Below are 16,315 nucleotides of genomic sequence, written 5' to 3' on the forward strand. Positions count from 1 at the left end.
CATGTTGATTCCGTACCCACCAAGGGCCGGACCAACGGGAGGTGCAGGGGTTGCTTTCCCTGCACTGAGCGCCAGCTTGACGACGCCCACAACTTTTTTTGCCATTTTCTTTTCTCCGTAGTGTTAGCGGCGGGTCTTTTGACAAGCCCCGCCTCCTACTTTAACGGTTACCCGCTAAATCTTTTCGATCTGGTTGAAGTCCAGCTCGACCGGCGTGTCACGTCCAAAGAGCGAGATCATTACCTTGACCTTCTCTTTCGTATCGTTAACCTCTTCGATCTTGCCGGTGAAGTCCGCAAACGGCCCCGAGTTGACTCGGACCACCTGGTTCTTCTCCCAGATCTTCTTGGGCCGTGAGGCCGCATTGTTCGGATCGAGAGCATCCAAAATGTCTCGAACTTCTTTATCCTGGAGCGGAACCGGCTTGTTGCCCGACGAAACAAAGCCTGTCACTCCAGTGGTGCTCTTGATCAAGTACCATGTGTCATCATCGAGAACCATGTCAATCAAGACATAGCCAGGGAAGACCTTGCGCTTGTACTCTGTCTTCTTACCGCCCCGGTTTCGGGTCTCGGTATCGGTAGGGACGAGAATGCGAAAGAGCTTCTGCCGGAGCCCCATAGTCTCCGCACGCTTCTCGATGGTCATCTTGACCTTCATCTCGTGGCCCGAGTAAGTATGAACCGCGTACCAGTGTCGCTGCATCGTGCTGCCTTTTTAAACGCTTCCTATTTGTGCGGTATCACCCGTTCGGTGATCTGGGACAAAATAAAATCTAGCCCGCCACAGTAGATGGCGACAACCGTGATCAACAAAAGAACAATCTGTGTCATCTTGATAAGCTCGGGACGAGTGGGCCAGTGGGTCTGCGGTGACTTCAGCTCATGCCGAACTCCCTTCAGATACTCCTGTAAACCCGGACGCGGTGCCTTTTTTGCGGGCTCCGACGGTTGCTGTGCGGTTGTGCTTGCCATCATTTCTCCTCGAACTCACTGCGGGCAACAAAAAGCAGGGTACCGTAAAGGTGCCCTGCATCTGTGCAGAATATCATAAGTTCTAGTACTTGTCAATATTCTACAAAAGTTCCCTAGGCGAGCACAAGCTGCTTTTGCACCATCTTGCGGGCGCGGTGGATGCGGGCCTTGACCGTCGCCATCGGAAGCCCGGTGCGCTCGACGATCTCGTTGTAGCTTAGCTCCGCAATGGTCAGGAGCAGGACATCTCGGTAGCTGGGGGGCAGGGTCTGGACGGCATCTAGCACCGTGCTGGCCTCTACACCATCAATGGCACGCTTCTCGGGACCGACAAACTCGCGCGTAGACTCCCACTCGGCGATCTCACTGGTGCCTTCGCGGTCGCGGCGCTTGCGCTGGATTTTATGGAGGAAGATACTCCGCAGAATGCAGCGCAGCCATGCCAGAGTCGCGTCTTGGGTACGGAGCTGGTAGAAACGGGTGTAGGCTCGCAGAAGAGTATCCTGCACCAGATCCTGGGCATCTGCCGTATCGTGGGTTAGGTGCAACGCAAAGCGCATCAGGTTCTCGCGGTGGGGCAGAACCGCATTCTCAAAACTCGCTGTCCTCATGATGTTTGTATTGTAGGCCAGATCAAGACCACGCCGCATCGGGCGCAGGGTGGATTTTACGCAGGCCATATCCGTCTGTAGACCTACTTCTGGCATAATGGCAAAAAAAAGCAGGCTGCCCGAAGACAGCCTGCTTTTTATTAGTTTGGAGCCGAAGCTACCAGCGGTTTCCGCCGCCGCCGCCACTGGAGCGACCACCGCCACCGCCGCCGTAACCACCGCCGCCACCGGAGCGACCACCGCCGCCGCCACCAGAGCGACCACCCTCTTCACGAGGACGAGCCTCGTTGACAGACAGGCTGCGTCCGTCTAAAGAGTAGCCATTGTACTTGGAAATGGCGTTCTGTGCTTCAGCAGCATTGGGCATCTCGACAAAGCCGAAGCCCTTGGACTCACCGGAAAAACGATCCGAAACTACGGTAGCATCGGTGACTTCGCCCATCTCGGCGAACAGGCTTCTCAGCCCCTCAGTATTTGTGGAGTACGAAAGACCCCCAACGAAGATACGCATTTGCGTCTCCTGATAACCCTCATGTTAGTTTTTATGCGACACACAGATAACAGAGGAACAGGAGCCAAAAGCGGAACGAACCGGGCCGGGCAGAACTGGAGCTGTCATAGGGAGGTTTGTGGATAGAAGGCTGTACCCACAAAAAAGCACGTATGCATCTAACCACCTATCTCGACATAGCGCAAGAGCCTAGCCATAAAAAATTTATTTGACGCTTGTTCGCGGCAAACGTGAGACACCCATTAGATACTGATCTATCCCATGCGCCGCCTCACGGCCCTCGGCAATCGCCCAGACAATCAGGCTCTGCCCCCGACGCGAGTCACCCGCCGCAAAGACCGCAGGCACATTCACTGACATGTAGTCCTCATCCACCTTCACATTCCCGCGCGAATCCAGCTCGACCCCAAACTGCGTGAGAGGCGAGCGCTCAGGCCCCGTGTAGCCAATGGCAATCAGCACCAGATCTGCCGGGTAAATCGTCTCGGATCCCGGGACGGGCACGATGCGACGTCCCCCCTCCCCCCGCTCAATGCGCTCGACTTGTACCGCATGCAGCGCTTTGACGTGACCACTGCCATCGCCCTCGAAGTGCGTCGTGTGAATCCCCCACGCCCGCTCGCCGCCCTCTTCGTGTGCGGGGCCGTTTTTGAGGATATGAGCAGGCTGAGGCCACCAAGGATTCAGCTCAGGCATGTCTACGGGCGGCTCGGGATGGATCTGGAACTGGGTTACCGATGCTGCCCCTTGCCGCGTCGCGGTTCCGTAGCAGTCTGCCCCCGTATCGCCGCCACCAATGATCACGACATGCTTGTCTTTGGCATCAATCACGGGGGTATCATCGCCCACATTGCGCTTGTTCTGCGGCACAAGATAGTCCATGGCGTAGTGGACGCCCTTTAGCTCCACACCAGGGAGTTCCAGCACACGTGGAGCTAGCGCTCCCGTGCAGAGAAGCACCACATCGAAGTCGCGGCGCAGCTCGGTGACAGTCACATTTCCCCCGACATTAGCCCCCGTGCAGAAGACAATGCCTTCGTCTTCGAGCTGCTGGAGACGGCGATCTAGCACGAACTTATCCATCTTGAAGTCGGGGATACCGTAGCGCATCAGCCCGCCTAGACGGTCATCGCGCTCGAAAACTTTTACCCAGTGCCCTGCCCGATTGAGCTGCTGCGCCGCCGCCAGACCTGCGGGGCCACTGCCAATAACGGCCACGCGCTTGCCCGTGCGATTCTGCGGGGGCTCTGGCACAACCCAGCCTTCTTCAAAACCATGGTCAATAATGCGCTGCTCGACCGTCTTGATCGTCACCGCTTTATCGTTGATCGCCAGAACACAGGCATCTTCACACGGGGCCGGGCAGAGCCGCCCGGTGAACTCAGGGAAGTTATTGGTGGCATGCAACGCCGTAAGTGCCTCTTGCCAGCGCCCTTGGTAGACCAGATCGTTCCAGTCGGGGATGAGGTTCCCCAGTGGACAACCACTGTGACAGAACGGGACACCACAGTCCATGCAACGTGATGCCTGGGCACGAAGCTTCTCCGGAGCCATCGGGAGGTAGACCTCCGACCAGTCTCGAACTCGCTCGCCCACGGCACGCTTTTTCGGCGCTTCCCGCGTCAGACTCAAAAATGCTCTACTGTCGCCCATCACTTTTTCTCCACAAAACTCTCATCACTCAGCGACAACGCCTTCGCGCCTGCAAACACCGCAGGCGAGGATTATTTTATCGTACGGACGACTTTTCCGCGAGAATCTGTGTGAGCTGAAGCCCATCTTGAGAGCGGTCTGGCACGTCACGTACTTTAAAGCGCTCATGGACCGCTTTCCAGAGCGCTTGCTCACGCGGTGTCTCTGCACGGTACTCACGGCTCCACAGCGCCAGATAGACCGGCTCCACCCCAACACTTAAGCGCTGCGAGATGACTTTCAGGCCGTCCTCTTCGCCGTTTATAGAATCGTAGAGCCGACGGCCCGTCCATGCCGGATGGAGGAGCTTACCGATATGCGCCGTACACACCAGCTCCGCCGCCTCAGGAACCTCCCGACCAATATCGCGACGCAGACTCTCTAGCGTCCGTAGCATTTTCTGGTGACGCCAGTGCACCGCCGCTGTTCCCAGAAAGAGCAACGCTCCAGCCACGACAGTCAAGTTAAGCCACTGGCGCGGTGAAAGCCGAGGCGCTAAGAAGTCCGTTAACACTTTCCCATAAGCGACAATAAACAGAGGTAAGATCACTAACAAAAAGCGCTGCCCAATAATAAATGACTCTAATTTTGAATTTGTACTATCAAGATAATAGAACATACTATAAAATAAAATGACCCCTAAAATTGGCAGACGCAATACCCATGCGCCTCCTCCACGGTAGAGCAGAGGTGCTGCAGCCATACCTGGAAAAATTGTTCCAGTGGCTAGGAGATAGAATGGAAGGTGTTGCTTAAAGTAGGAGAGAGAAAATTGCCCTGGCCCACCATACTTAGCCCAACCTCCTTCCTGAACCATTTTTTGATAGAAGTAGGCAATGCAAGCCCCAGGAAGTGCTCCTAAAACCAACAAGATTGCTGGGCGGACTCGTACAAGTAGTTCTTTGAAGTTGCATGGCCACCATAGGAGTAGGAGATCAATCAGCACCCCTAACACCATCAGGGGAAGCATCAGAATATTGGCAGTCTTGATCAGTGCGGAGGTTCCAAGCACAAGACCAGCCAGGAGAGGCCGCTCTTTTAAATACGCCAAGAAGGCTAGTGCCATTGCGAGACCACCCAGGGAGTCACTCATCAGGGTTCGGCTGTAGATCACGGCGGTTGGGTGAAAGAGGAAGAGTAGAGCAAAGAGCGCCGAGGCCCCTACAGATCGCAAGAGCCGCCCTACAACAAAGAATGTAGTGAGGTGCACTAAGACATTTGCCCCCATGACAAAGGGCCACCCGATAAAACTAAGTCCTGCTAGGTAAAGTGACATTCCGGGAGGGAATTTAATGGTGAAGTGCTCTCCCACTGCAATATACATCGTCGTCGTGACATGCGCGACATCGGAGTAAAATGTCCCCTGACGCAAAACATAGGCAAAGTTCAGATACGCCGACTCGTCCATCGTCGTCGTCACGGGGGGCCAGAAAAGAAGCGCTAGCACCACATATAAAATAGCGGCAAGCGACAGCAGTCGCATCTCATTCTTCTCTGGGAGCATCTGCTGGGCATTTTATCATGGCCGTATAACTTGACAATCCCGAGCTTTTTAGAGCATACTATGAGTTCAAATGACAGAAGAACTACTTGAGCCGGTCGCTCGCTGGTTTCGTTTCCATCATGGCCTAGCCGAACTCCCCAAAGATCGTCCACTCTCCATCGCAGATCTTGGCTGTGGGCCAAAGATGCGATTTTATCACGCAGCAAAAAAATCAGGAATCTCTTTTGTCCGCTACTTTGGGGTAGATCCACTACTCGACGAGGCGCTTTTAAAAGACTTGAACCCTGAGATTGAGCTAGTGAAAACCCCCCTCATCACTTCGATAGGTCTCCCAGATGCAAGTGTTGACTTCTGTGTTAGCTTTGCATTTATGGAGCATATTGACCATCCGGCAGAAATCCTAAGCGACTCAATTAGAATTGTCAAGCCAGGTGGAAAAGTCATCTTAACAACTCCGTCGGTCTGGTCTAAACCGGTTCTGGAATTTCTTTCTTTCAAGCTCAAAATTATTTCTCCGCGCGAGATTGAAGAACATAAAACGTATTTTACACGTGAGCTTCTTGAATCTATGACACAACCACCAAATGGTATAAAAGTTAAAACACACCATGCCTATTTCGAAGGTAAGATGAATAATTTTTACGTGGTCACTCGTCTACCTGACTAAGCCTCGTTCCATTAACCAGAATGCCTGAGCAGAGCATTTTGCAGGCTCTGGGACTTCCAGCTTGCTATTTTATGAGGGCCAAGTTCACCGCGCTGGAAGGTTCGGGTTTCGTAGTGAATGCCTGAAGTGACGAGAGTATAGCGGGTCAGTAAGAGCCTGCCTTCGACCTCAAAGGCAGTGAGAAGCTCACTATTCTCCAGCACGGCATCAAGCAGAATTCCATTTTTTTCGTCGAGGATAAATGTGCCTGGCTTATCTGTAACCGCTTTGAGCTCGTAGAGGCGTTCGGGCTGGCCACTGTAGGCAAGTACCCAGCTCCAGATGTCATTTTCTTTGGGGGTGATCCTCAGCTCCATTGCCAAGATCTCCGGGAAGTTTTTCAGAGGAGGTCGCAGGGTCAGGCTTCCTCGCCAGACCCCATGCCAAGCTTTGGGAAGCATCTACTTCCCTTTACCGTTGCCTTTTTTCGGACCAGGTTTAGCGGTCGTGGGCTTCTCCGTCAGAGGTTTATCATCGAGAAAACGAATGCTATTGATCATCTTCTCAAAATCCTTAACACTCGTGTCGAAGTCCGCATTCATCCCGGCAAAAAGCCAGGTCATTTGCGTGTTTTTATAGACCATGAAAATCATACGAAGAGTGCCTTCTTCTTGAATCCCATGTGTCTTACTAAGGTCTAGAGAAGCCAGTACGGAGAGTGCTTTACGCCCAGCGACGGTAATCTGAGCTTTTTTTTCTATCGCCATCCCTGGAATCAGTTTGCCAATCGCCTCAATATAGCTATCACTGGGCAAGGCATTATCTACCTGCTCTTGAAGACCCGTTTTAGGCTTAGGAGATGTCATTAAATAAATGCCACCCAAGAGACCGTAAGAAAAAGATGTGTTGTTGCTTGTAAATCTATTGCTATAGCGATCAATTTCAGGAGAATGCAAAGCCAGTACCATAGGGTAGACTTCGTCCTTAGCAGAGCGAGTGTAGCTAGCGGGCTTCACCAGCTTCATGCGAAATTCCTCCAGAATTATCGTGTTTTCATTCTGTGCCCGTGCGGGGGAATGGAAGCCAACGAGAAGAGAGAGAAGCGCCAGTAGAGAGAGAACCTTCATAATCAATAATCCTTCCGAAGAGATTATACAAGATTCAAGACACGAAATGAAGGTGGCTCCGGGATGGCAAAAAAGAATACTCATTTCCCGGAGCAGTGAGAGGAGATTTACTAGCGCTGGACACGGCCTGAGCCGTCGCCTTTGAGGAGGGTCTCGATCTCGGTGAGCTTGATGTAGCTGAAGTCGCCGGTGATGGAGTGCTTGAGGCAGCTGGCGGCGATCGCAAACTCAATGGCCTCTTGGGCGGACGTGCCGTTGACCAATGAGTAGATTAGGCCCGCGGCAAACGAGTCGCCGCCCCCGACTCGGTCCACGATATCAATGTCGTAGTGGCGGGAGAAGTGCGCGGTGCCGTCGGTGTAGAGCATCCCCGACCAGCCGTTGCGGCTGGCACTGTAGGATTCGCGCAGGGTGATGGCGACGCCCTTGAGGTTCGGGAAGCGCTCGGTGAGCTTTTGCGCCACTTCGATATAGCCGTCGTGGGAGAGGGCGCCGCTCGTGAGATTCGAGTCCGCCGCCTTGATCCCAAAGACCGTCTCAGCGTCCTCTTCGTTGGCGATGCACCAGTCCACGTAGGGCATCAGCTCGCCCATCACGTTTCCCGCCTTCTCGCTGCTCCAGAGCTTCTTACGGTAGTTGAGATCGCAGCTCACCGAAATGCCTTTGGCCTTTGCCGCCTTCGCTCCCGCAATCGCCGCCACTGCCGCGCTGTCCGAGAGAGCGGGCGTGATTCCCGTCGTGTGGAACGCCGTCGCGCCCTCGAAGATCTCATCCCAGTTCAGCTCGTCGGGAGAGATCTCGGCAATCGCGCTGTTGGCCCGATCGTAGAGCACGGTCGAGGCACGCTGCGAGGCGCCCTTCTCCACAAAATAAACGCCTATGCGCTCGCCGCCCCGGAGGATTTTTGTGGTGTCCACGCCAAGGCCGCGCACCTGGTTGATAAAGGCCTGCGCCACATCGTTCTTGGGGAGGCGGGTGACAAATCTCGCATCCAGGCCCAGCTGAGCTAGGGAGACCGCGACATTGACTTCCGCGCCGCCGAAGGTCATCTCTAAAGACGTGGCCTGGAGCAGGCGCAGGTAGCCGGGAGGACAGAGGCGAAGCATGACCTCGCCGAAGGTAACGACTCGTTTCATGGGGCTATTGTACAACCTTTGCCACCGCTATCCAATTGTGTTACGATCCCGCTAACATGACACGCGAGCTTGCTATCACGCACCGCTACCTGCACTTGCCGATCCAAGAGGGCGCCCCGGAGCGCAAGCTGGAAATGAGAGTCGGTGGGCACACGGAGGTTATTGCCGCCGTGCGCCTCGCAGACGGCAAGCCGGACTGGTGGGCCTTTAAGGATGTCAGCGCGTGGAAGGGCAAGACGCTGACGTTGACGCTAGACACAGGGCCGCTGAGCACGATTGTCCAGAGTGATATGCTTCCCGATGAGGTCAGTCTCTACCAGGAGCCGCTGCGCCCGCTGGTGCACTTCTCGTCGCGGCGGGGCTGGCTCAACGACCCCAATGGGCTGGTTTTTTATTGCGGCGGGTACCATCTGTTCTACCAGCACAACCCCTACGGCTGGAGCTGGGGCAATATGCACTGGGGGCATGCCACGAGCTCGGACTTGGTGCACTGGCAGGAGCACGGTGATGTCCTCGCGCCCGACACGCTCGGGGCGATGTTCAGTGGAAGCGCCGTGGTGGATTGGCACAATAGCAGCGGCTTTGGCGAGAGTGGCCAGCCACCGCTCGTGCTGATCTACACCGCCGCCGGGAACCCCACCACGCAGTGCCTGGCCTACAGCACCGATGGCCGGACATTCACCAAGTACAGCGGCAACCCCGTGATTTCGCAAATCACCGACGGCAACCGCGATCCGAAGGTCTTCTGGCACGAGCCGAGCCAGAGCTGGGTGCAAGTGCTCTATGTCGGCCTGCCGGGCAACCAGCACACCGTTCACTTTTTCACGTCGCCGAACCTGAAAGACTGGACAAAAGTGAGCGTGGTCAACGGCAGCATCGGCGGCAATAACTTCCTCTACGAGTGCCCGGACTTCTTCCCCTTACCGCTGGATGGGGATGCTAAAAACACGAAATGGATACTAACAGCTGCCAATAGCCGCTATAGTATCGGCACCTTCGATGGGACGACATTCACGCCCGAGCACAGCAACCTCCCCGATGTACACGGCGCAGGCTTCTACGCCGCTCAGACCTACAGCGACACGCCCGATGGCAAGCGCATCCAGATCGGCTGGATCCAGGCACCGTCGCCGGGGATGCCGTTTAACCAGCTCCAGTCGCTTCCCAGCGAGCTTGCTCTGAAGACAACGGCGCAGGGGCCACGCCTCGTGCGCACGCCCATCACAGCGCTCCAGAGCCTACGCGAGGGCGACGACCAGGCGGAGCAGCTGAGTGACTTTCGCACCGAGGCTATTGAGCTGTGTGCGGAGCTCTCCCAGGGCGACGCTGACCGATTAGATTGCACCCTGCGCGGAGTCAGCGTGATCTTCGATGCCCAGAAGCAGGAGCTGACGGTCAACGGCCACAGCGCCCCCGCCCCCTTTGTGCAGGGCAAGCAGCAGCTGACGATCTACCTCGATCGCACCGTGATCGAGGTCTACGCTAGCGACGGCCAGACCTACCTGACTCTCCCCATAATCCCCAGCACCGATTCACAGAGTGTGTCCGTACAAACCACGGGCGGCAAGGTGAAGCTTGGCTCCCTAAAAATCTACAAGCTCAAGTCGCTCTGGCAAAATAAGTAGATTTGTTCTAAACTCTGAACATGCGGTCAGAAAATAAGCCCAGTGCTCCCGAAGAGCTGTCTTTTATCGAGAAAGCACGGCGGGCGCAGCTTATCGCCTGCACAATCGAGACCATCGCGACCCTCGGCTACGGGCAGGCATCGCTGGCGCAGATCGCCAAGCGGGCGGGGGTGAGCAAGGGTGTGATCTCATATCACTTCAAGAGCAAGGACGAGTTGATCGAGCAGACTGCCGCAGCGATCTTTGAGGCGTTTGGTGCGTTCATGGGGCCACAGATCGAGGCAGAGACAACGCCCCGCAAGAAACTCGAAGCCATTATCCGCTCCAACCTCGCGTTTATGCAGCGGCACCGCCAGCACTTGGTGGCCCTGCTGGAGATTCTTGGCAATGCGCGCCCTCTGCCCAAGCTCATGGCAGCCACCCATCAGGCATCTCTCTGCGACCTGGAGAGCTTCCTCCGCTGGGGCCAGGAAGTGGGTGAGTTTCGGGAGTTTTCCCCTAGCGTCATGGCGCTTGTGATACGCAATGCCATTGATCTGGCAGCAGGAAAGATCGCCTCGGTAGAGGGCTTCGATATAGATCTCTACGCCAACGAGCTGGTTGCTCTCTTTGATCGGGCCACATGCCTTGAGAAATCGGAAAAAGATTCACATGCTTAAACACAAGTTCGTCACGGTCAATAAGGTCAAGCTGCACTACGCAACGGCGGGCACAGGGCAAGTGATGCTCTTCCTCCACGGCTTCCTCGAGTTCGGGTATGCCTGGAAAGGCCAGCTCCAAGAGCTTGGCAAGACGCATCAGGCCATCGCGCTGGACATGCGTGGCTACAATCTCTCGGAGAAGCCACCCAAAGTGGAGGACTACGCGCTCCCGCTTCTGATTGCCGATATCAAGGCGTTCCTGGAGACCGTGAGCAAGGGGAAGAAGGCGATCTTGGTGGCGCACGACTGGGGCGGTGCGATCGCGTGGGCCTATGCCGCGCAGCATCCCGAGACCTTGGAGAAGCTTGTGATCATCAACGGTCCTCATCCGACGGTTCTCGGCCGTGAGCTTCAGTCCAACCCCGCACAGCAAAAAGCCAGTGGCTACATGGATTTCTTCCGCAGCGAGGGAGCCGAGAAGACCCTGAGTGCCAATAACTACGCCGGGCTTGCTGCCGCCGTCTTTGGTGGCTCTCAAAAGCCCGGCTCGTTCACTCCTGAGGATCGCAAAGCCTACCTCGATGCCTGGGCCCAGCCCGGTGCTCTGACAGGAGGGCTCAACTACTACCGCGCCAACAAGTTCGGAGCGCTTCCCCTGCCTACTATCACCGTCCCCACTTTGGTACTCTGGGGCGAGAAAGACACTGCGCTGCTTCTGGGCAACTTAGAGGGGCTGGAGAAGCTGGTTTCGAAGGTGACGATCCAGCGCATTCCTAGCGGCAGTCACTGGGTCATTCATGAGGAACCTGAGACAATCACTGCCGCTATTCGTAGCTTTACGAAACCAAAGTAGCGCGTCTTTTTCTTGCTCTTACAGCCACTTTCTGATCTAGGAAGCTACGATTTTTTGCGAATTTGGATCACGGCATCGTTGGTCTGCTTCGCGCCGGGCGTGCTCCGGCCCTCGGCGATGTATCTCTCCAGCAGCTTCGTCAGTCGCGCGACGACTTCGGGATGCTCCGCCTGCACGTTCTTGGCTTCCGCGAGGTCATTACTGAGATCATAGAGCTGGGTCGTGGGCAACAGCTTCGCCTCCGGACTACCCGGTACGGGGACGCTCCAGCCGCCCGAGTCGGCGCAGAGTTCGAGCTTCCAGTTTCCCTGGCGGATCGCGAATGCGCCCTCAATGGAGTGATGCACCACCGCTTCATGTAGAGGCGCTTTTGCCGTGTCGAGCAAGGCCGGCAGAAGGCTCACGCTGTCCTCTCCCGCGTTGTCGGGCAGCTTCGCGCCCACAATCTCGGCGCAGGTCGCCATCAGGTCGGTGTGACAGATGAGCTGAGCACTCTTCGAACCCGCTTTCACTTTAGCGGGCCAGTGTGCAAAGAAAGGAACTCTATGACCCCCATCGAAGATATCCGACTTTGAGCCGCGCAGCTCAGCACTGGGAAAATGGCCTTTCGCCTGCATCGCGGGGATGCCCGCCGCCTTGGAGCAGCCGTTGTCGCTGGTGAAGATCACGAGCGTGTTCTTGTCCACACCCGCTTTTTTCAGGGCAGCCATCACTTCTCCCAGGGCCGCGTCCGTCGCCATCACAAAGTCGCCGTACTTGCCCAGGCTGCTCTTGCCCTGCCATTCTTTGGTCGGAAGGATCGGCGTGTGCGGCGAGGTCAGGGGGAAGTAGAGAAAGAAAGGCTTACCACTCTTGGCCTGCTTGCTGACATACTCGACCGCTTTCTGCGTTAGCTTGGGCAGCACGTCCACCGCCTCAAAACTCGCCGCTGCTGCGCCGGTGCGCTGCCATTTTTTGGTAGTGGTGAGTGGCTCGGTGAAGCGATCGTTCTCAATGTAGGCAAAGGGTGGCATGTCCAGCGACGCGCTGATGCCAAAGTAGTAGTCAAACCCGCGCGTGGTCGGGCCGTCGGTGAGCTGTGGCGAGGGCTGACCTTCCGGAATTCCCATCCCCAGGTGCCACTTGCCGATGCAGGCCGTGGTGTAGCCCTGTTGCTTCAGTAGCGCCGGAACCGTCAGGCGGTCTGCGGCAATCAGAGGCTTGCTGTAGCCCGACAGCACGCTGGACTGCAAGCTCGTGCGCCAATTGTACCGTCCCGTAAGAAGCCCGTAGCGGGTTGGTGTGCAGACAGACGAGCTGGAGTGCGCGTCGGTAAACGTCATGCCCTGACTTGCCAGCTTGTCGAGGTTCGGCGTCTTGATCTTGCCGCGCTGTGGATTGAGGCACTGCACATCGCCGTAGCCTAAATCGTCGGCAAGAATATAGACGATATTGGGTTGGGAGGTCTGAGCGGCGCTCGGACTTGCGAGCGGAGCGAGAAGCAGCGTAGCCAGTAGGGAAAGTGTGTATTTCATAGTATTTTGATCAGGGGCGAGTACGACCGTCAGCGCGGGTTTTGTCCAGAGCCATGGCGAGCTCTTTCACCAGCTCCGGCTTGGTCTTGCTAAGGTCGGTTTTCTCGCCGGGATCGGTGGAGAGGTCGTAGAGCTGGTGGGCTTTTTTATCTTTGCCATCGCCGGTCTCGATGAGCTTCCAATTCCCCGAGCGGACAGCAATGATGCGGTCGTCGGTGTCGCCCTGGAGAAAGGTCAGCTTGCGCTGCGGGCTGGTGGCAGGTTTGCCCAGTAGGGTCGGCAGGATGCTAAACGAGTCCTCACCCGCGTTATCGGGGAGCTTCACGCTCAGGATTTCCGCCATTGTGGCGAGCATGTCTGTGAGGCAAAGCGTACGGCCCGAGGAGGTGCCGGGCGCGATCTGGCCGGGCCAGCGGGCGATGAAGGGCACGCGATGTCCGCCCTCGAACGCCTCGCCTTTGGCACCGCGCCAGGGGCCATTGGTGATATGCCCCAGGGTTTTGGCCGTGGCCTTCGCCGAGGTGAACTTCTCGCGGATGCCACCGGCCTCGCTGGCGAGATTGAGCTTGATATCTTGGGTGCCTTTGAAATCCTTGGGCGTGCCACCATTGTCGCTGGTGAAGATAATCAGCGTATTGTCCGTGAGCTTGAGCTCATCGAGCGTGCGAAAGATCATTCCTAGGTGGGCATCCATCTCCTGGATATAATCCCCGAGCAAGCCCGCCTGACTCGTGCCACGAAACTCTGCGGCGGGGGCGATGTGTGTGTGCGGGACGCAGGGGGTGAAGTAGAGAAAAAAGGGACGTTTCGCATTCTCACGAATAAAGCCGATGGCTTTTTTCGTGAGGGTGATGCCCACCTGGTCATCCACACGAGGTTCCGCAAGGCCCTCGGGGAAGTCTTTGCCCTTCACGATGCGAAAGGGCTCACCCGGCTTGCGTCCGACGATATCGTGGTTCTCAATGTAGCAGCGGGTGTCGTCATTATGGTTCTGCGGTACGCCAAAGTGATAGTCGAATCCTCGCTCCAGGGGGCCGGTGATCGGGAGCTTGTTCCAGTCCTTGCTGTAGCCCAGGTGCCACTTGCCGATGGCAGCGGAGCGGTAGCCGCTGGCTTTGAAAAGCGAGGCCATGGTCATGCGTTCGGGCTCAATGCTGTAGCCATTGCCTTTGCGATGAAGACGCCAGGGGGAGCGTCCCGTCATCAGGCCATAGCGCGAAGGCGAGCAGACACTGGCGGGCGTGTGGGCATCGGTGAACTTCATGCCCTCACGGGCAAGCCGGTCAATATGGGGCGTCTTGAGCTTCGTTGCACCATAGCAGCTGATGTCGCCATAGCCGAGGTCGTCGGCCATGATGAAGACGATATTGGGCTTAGCGCTTTGAGTTGGGGCAGGAGCGGCGGCCACAGCGGCAAGCGGTGCAAGCAACAAGGCAGCTGCGATGAGTCTTAGTGAATCGGTCATCTTATTTCTTAGTCCTTGTCCGTGCCTGGCAGGGGGCCGCCCAGAGGCTTGGCGTCCTTGGTCAGCGCATCAAGCTGGGCACGCATTTCTTTGACTCGCTCGGGCTGAGAGTCCGCGAGGTTACGTTTCTCGGAGATGTCAGTGGCCAGGTTGTAGAGCTCCATCTTGCCCGAGGCAGGCAGAAGCAGCTTCCAGTCGCCCATGCGGAGCGCTTTGACGTTGGTATTGGTGCCGTGCAGCAGAAGCGCGGTGTGCGGAGACTTTGCCTTCTTCGTCAGCACCGGCCAGATGTCTTTACCGTCTACCGGGAGCTTTTGCTGAGGCGAGGCTCCAGTAAGCTTGAGCAGGGTGGGATACCAGTCCACGATGTGCAGCGGCTCATCCACCGTCGCGCCCGCCGCGATCTTCCCCGGCCAGGTGGCAAAGGCTGCCACGCGCATTCCGCCTTCGTAGATCCCGCCTTTGCCCCCCCGGAGCGGCGTGTTCATCGTCCCTTGCCCAGGACGTGCCCCGCCGTTGTCGCTGGAGAAGAGAATCAGCGTGTTGTTGCGCATGCCTTTTTCGTCCAGCGCGGCGACGATCTGCCCAATGGCTTCATCCACAGCGGAGAGCATTCCGGCAACCGTGCCCCGGAGCTTGGGGAGATCTTTGTACGGCTCGGAGTAGCTGCTGGGCACCTGGTACGGGGAGTGGATGCCGTTGAAGGGGACGTAGAGAAAGAGCGGCTTGTCTTTCGGCTGTGCCCGGATCACGCGGCTGGCATCTTTCCCGATCAGGGTCGTGGTGTAGCCCTCTTCTTGAAGCGGCTTGTCGTCGCGGTACCAGTCGAGTTTGCCATCGCGAATATGGGTGTTGTAGTCGAGGTTGCCCATCATGTGGCCGTACTGGTACTGGAAGCCGCGCTGCGTAGGCCTGTACTCGGGCCGGAACTCGCCCAGGTGCCACTTGCCGCAGATAGCCGTCGTGTAGCCCACCTCGCCCAGTGCCTGAGGAAGTGTACGCTCATCGAGCGGCAGGCCCCAGGTCGCTCCCGGCGTCACCACGTTATAGACCCCCGTACGTGTGGGAAAGCGCCCCGAGAGCAGCGCCGCCCGCGTGGGCGAGCAGAGCGGCTGCACATAAAAAGACTTTAGCACCGTGCCCGCCTTCGCCAGCTTGTCAATATTGGGAGTGCGGATGTCTTTGCCCCCATTGAACCCGCAGTCGGCGTAGCCCATGTCATCCACGAGAAGATAGATTATATTGGGCTTAGAAGCTTCAATGGCATGTGCGCAGTATTGCTCACTCAGTAGTGCCATCAGACAAGCAGTCAGGACACGAAGCAGGGGTTTCATTTTTCGACTTTCGTTTTGCGGGAAGCGGGTGGCGACCACACGGCATGTTTCGGGTTCGCAGAGGTCAGCTCACACGAGTCCCCGTACTGCGCCTGCGCCTCCGCCAGGTGTGCCATCAGCTCCTTGATTTTCCCTGCAAACTTCGGGTCGTCTGCCAGGTTATTCAGCTCGCGTGGATCGGACTTGAGATCAAAGAGCTGCGTCTTGTTGATCTGGGGATAGCGAATCAGCTTCCAACGATCGTCGCGGACGGCGCGCTGGACGTTGCGATAGGCCGTGTAGAGCCACTCGCGGAGCTTGATTTTCTTGCCCGAGAGAATCGGAGCCAGGCTCTTGCCTTCCACGCCTGCCGGGATTTTTGCCCCGCCCAGCTCGCAGAGTGTCGGGAACATGTCCATCAGATAGACAAACGCCTCGCTCTTGCCCGTCGCCACGCCGGGCCCGGCGACCACGCAGGGGACGTGCATCCCGCCAAACTCGTAGAGGTTCTGTTTTCCAAAGAGCCCGTGCTCGCCCATCGAGAGGCCATTGTCGCCCGTGAAGATGACAATCGTGTTTTTCCACTCCCCGCTGGCCTTCAGCGTAGCGAAGATCCGCCCAATGTGATGATCCAGCCCCGTGATGCAGGCGTAGTAGTCGGCGAGCTGCTGCTTGGTGTCTTCGGGTGTGCGCGGCCAGGGTG

At 57.0% G+C, this 16,315-nt stretch carries 17 protein-coding genes and 1 pseudogene; 4 read left to right on the plus strand and 14 right to left on the minus strand.

Translation table 11 applies throughout. The annotated features are described in order from the left end of the window. From RMO15_RS08135 to RMO15_RS08165, 7 genes and pseudogenes are all read right to left on the minus strand, one after another. A pseudogene (locus tag RMO15_RS08135) lies at nt 1-105 on the minus strand (50S ribosomal protein L11); the annotation flags it as partial. Between the two features lie 69 nt (nt 106-174). Beyond that, nucleotides 175-705, minus strand: coding sequence for a transcription termination/antitermination protein NusG (gene nusG / locus RMO15_RS08140; protein WP_309710322.1), 531 nt, complete (start codon nt 703-705; stop codon nt 175-177). Between the two features lie 23 nt (nt 706-728). Further along, complete coding sequence (gene secE / locus RMO15_RS08145; RefSeq protein ID WP_309710325.1) at nt 729-977, minus strand: preprotein translocase subunit SecE; 249 nt, start codon at nt 975-977, stop codon at nt 729-731. A 110-nt stretch (nt 978-1,087) separates the two neighbouring features. Next, nucleotides 1,088-1,654: a sigma-70 family RNA polymerase sigma factor gene (locus tag RMO15_RS08150; protein ID WP_309710327.1), complete on the minus strand. Its 567-nt coding sequence runs from the start codon at nt 1,652-1,654 to the stop codon at nt 1,088-1,090. Nucleotides 1,655-1,742: 88 nt separating this feature from the next. Beyond that, the gene (locus tag RMO15_RS08155; RefSeq protein WP_309710329.1) at nt 1,743-2,096 is read right to left on the minus strand and encodes an RNA-binding protein; all 354 of its coding nucleotides are present in this window, start codon (nt 2,094-2,096) and stop codon (nt 1,743-1,745) included. Nucleotides 2,097-2,300: 204 nt separating this feature from the next. Further along, a complete protein-coding gene (locus RMO15_RS08160; protein ID WP_369016091.1) occupies nt 2,301-3,749 on the minus strand; it encodes a glutamate synthase subunit beta in 1,449 nt (482 codons plus the stop codon). A gap of 76 nt (nt 3,750-3,825) precedes the next feature. Then, nucleotides 3,826-5,271, minus strand: a complete 1,446-nt coding sequence (locus tag RMO15_RS08165) for a hypothetical protein (protein WP_309710335.1) — start codon at nt 5,269-5,271, stop codon at nt 3,826-3,828. A gap of 91 nt (nt 5,272-5,362) precedes the next feature. Between RMO15_RS08165 and RMO15_RS08170 the strand changes: the two genes are divergently transcribed. Further along, nucleotides 5,363-5,959, plus strand: a complete 597-nt coding sequence (locus tag RMO15_RS08170; RefSeq protein WP_309710338.1) for a methyltransferase domain-containing protein — start codon at nt 5,363-5,365, stop codon at nt 5,957-5,959. 11 nt (nt 5,960-5,970) lie between these two features. On the opposite strand, the gene RMO15_RS08175 is transcribed toward RMO15_RS08170, so the two are convergent. The 3 genes from RMO15_RS08175 to RMO15_RS08185 all read right to left on the minus strand — a co-directional run bounded on the left by RMO15_RS08175 (nt 5,971) and on the right by RMO15_RS08185 (nt 8,201). Further along, a complete protein-coding gene (locus RMO15_RS08175) occupies nt 5,971-6,399 on the minus strand; it encodes a hypothetical protein (RefSeq protein WP_309710340.1) in 429 nt (142 codons plus the stop codon). Then, complete coding sequence (locus RMO15_RS08180; protein ID WP_309710343.1) at nt 6,400-7,065, minus strand: hypothetical protein; 666 nt, start codon at nt 7,063-7,065, stop codon at nt 6,400-6,402. It abuts the gene before it with no gap. A 110-nt stretch (nt 7,066-7,175) separates the two neighbouring features. After that, entirely contained in the window at nt 7,176-8,201 is a 1,026-nt protein-coding gene (locus RMO15_RS08185) for a sugar kinase (protein ID WP_309710345.1), read from the minus strand. Nucleotides 8,202-8,257: 56 nt separating this feature from the next. On the opposite strand from RMO15_RS08185, the gene RMO15_RS08190 reads away from it, so the two are divergent. Genes RMO15_RS08190 through RMO15_RS08200 form a run of 3 tightly spaced genes read left to right on the plus strand, consistent with a single transcriptional unit; the run spans nt 8,258 to nt 11,320 of the window. Continuing rightward, nucleotides 8,258-9,826, plus strand: a complete 1,569-nt coding sequence (locus RMO15_RS08190) for a GH32 C-terminal domain-containing protein (protein WP_309710348.1) — start codon at nt 8,258-8,260, stop codon at nt 9,824-9,826. 20 nt (nt 9,827-9,846) lie between these two features. Continuing rightward, on the plus strand, nt 9,847-10,485 hold the full coding sequence (locus RMO15_RS08195; protein ID WP_309710350.1) for a TetR family transcriptional regulator: 639 nt from the start codon (nt 9,847-9,849) through the stop codon (nt 10,483-10,485). After that, a complete protein-coding gene (locus RMO15_RS08200; protein WP_309710354.1) occupies nt 10,478-11,320 on the plus strand; it encodes an alpha/beta hydrolase in 843 nt (280 codons plus the stop codon). The genes RMO15_RS08195 and RMO15_RS08200 overlap by 8 nt, the downstream gene beginning before the upstream one ends. A gap of 44 nt (nt 11,321-11,364) precedes the next feature. Here RMO15_RS08200 and RMO15_RS08205 read toward each other — a convergent pair whose 3' ends face one another. The 4 genes from RMO15_RS08205 to RMO15_RS08220 form a co-directional block, all read right to left on the minus strand. Further along, nucleotides 11,365-12,834 carry an arylsulfatase gene (locus tag RMO15_RS08205; protein WP_309710356.1) on the minus strand — a complete coding sequence of 490 codons (1,470 nt, stop codon included), beginning with the start codon at nt 12,832-12,834 and terminating at the stop codon, nt 11,365-11,367. 10 nt (nt 12,835-12,844) lie between these two features. Next, on the minus strand, nt 12,845-14,299 hold the full coding sequence (locus RMO15_RS08210) for an arylsulfatase (RefSeq protein ID WP_309710366.1): 1,455 nt from the start codon (nt 14,297-14,299) through the stop codon (nt 12,845-12,847). 8 nt (nt 14,300-14,307) lie between these two features. Beyond that, nucleotides 14,308-15,633 (minus strand): arylsulfatase, encoded by a 1,326-nt coding sequence (locus tag RMO15_RS08215; RefSeq protein WP_309710377.1) that lies wholly within the window; start codon nt 15,631-15,633, stop codon nt 14,308-14,310. Beyond that, nucleotides 15,630-16,315: sulfatase/phosphatase domain-containing protein (locus RMO15_RS08220; protein ID WP_309710379.1), on the minus strand; the 686-nt coding region annotated here is incomplete at its 5' end. The genes RMO15_RS08215 and RMO15_RS08220, both read right to left, overlap by 4 nt.

The organism is Armatimonas sp., assembly GCF_031410135.1.
Taxonomy (GTDB): domain Bacteria; phylum Armatimonadota; class Armatimonadia; order Armatimonadales; family Armatimonadaceae; genus Armatimonas.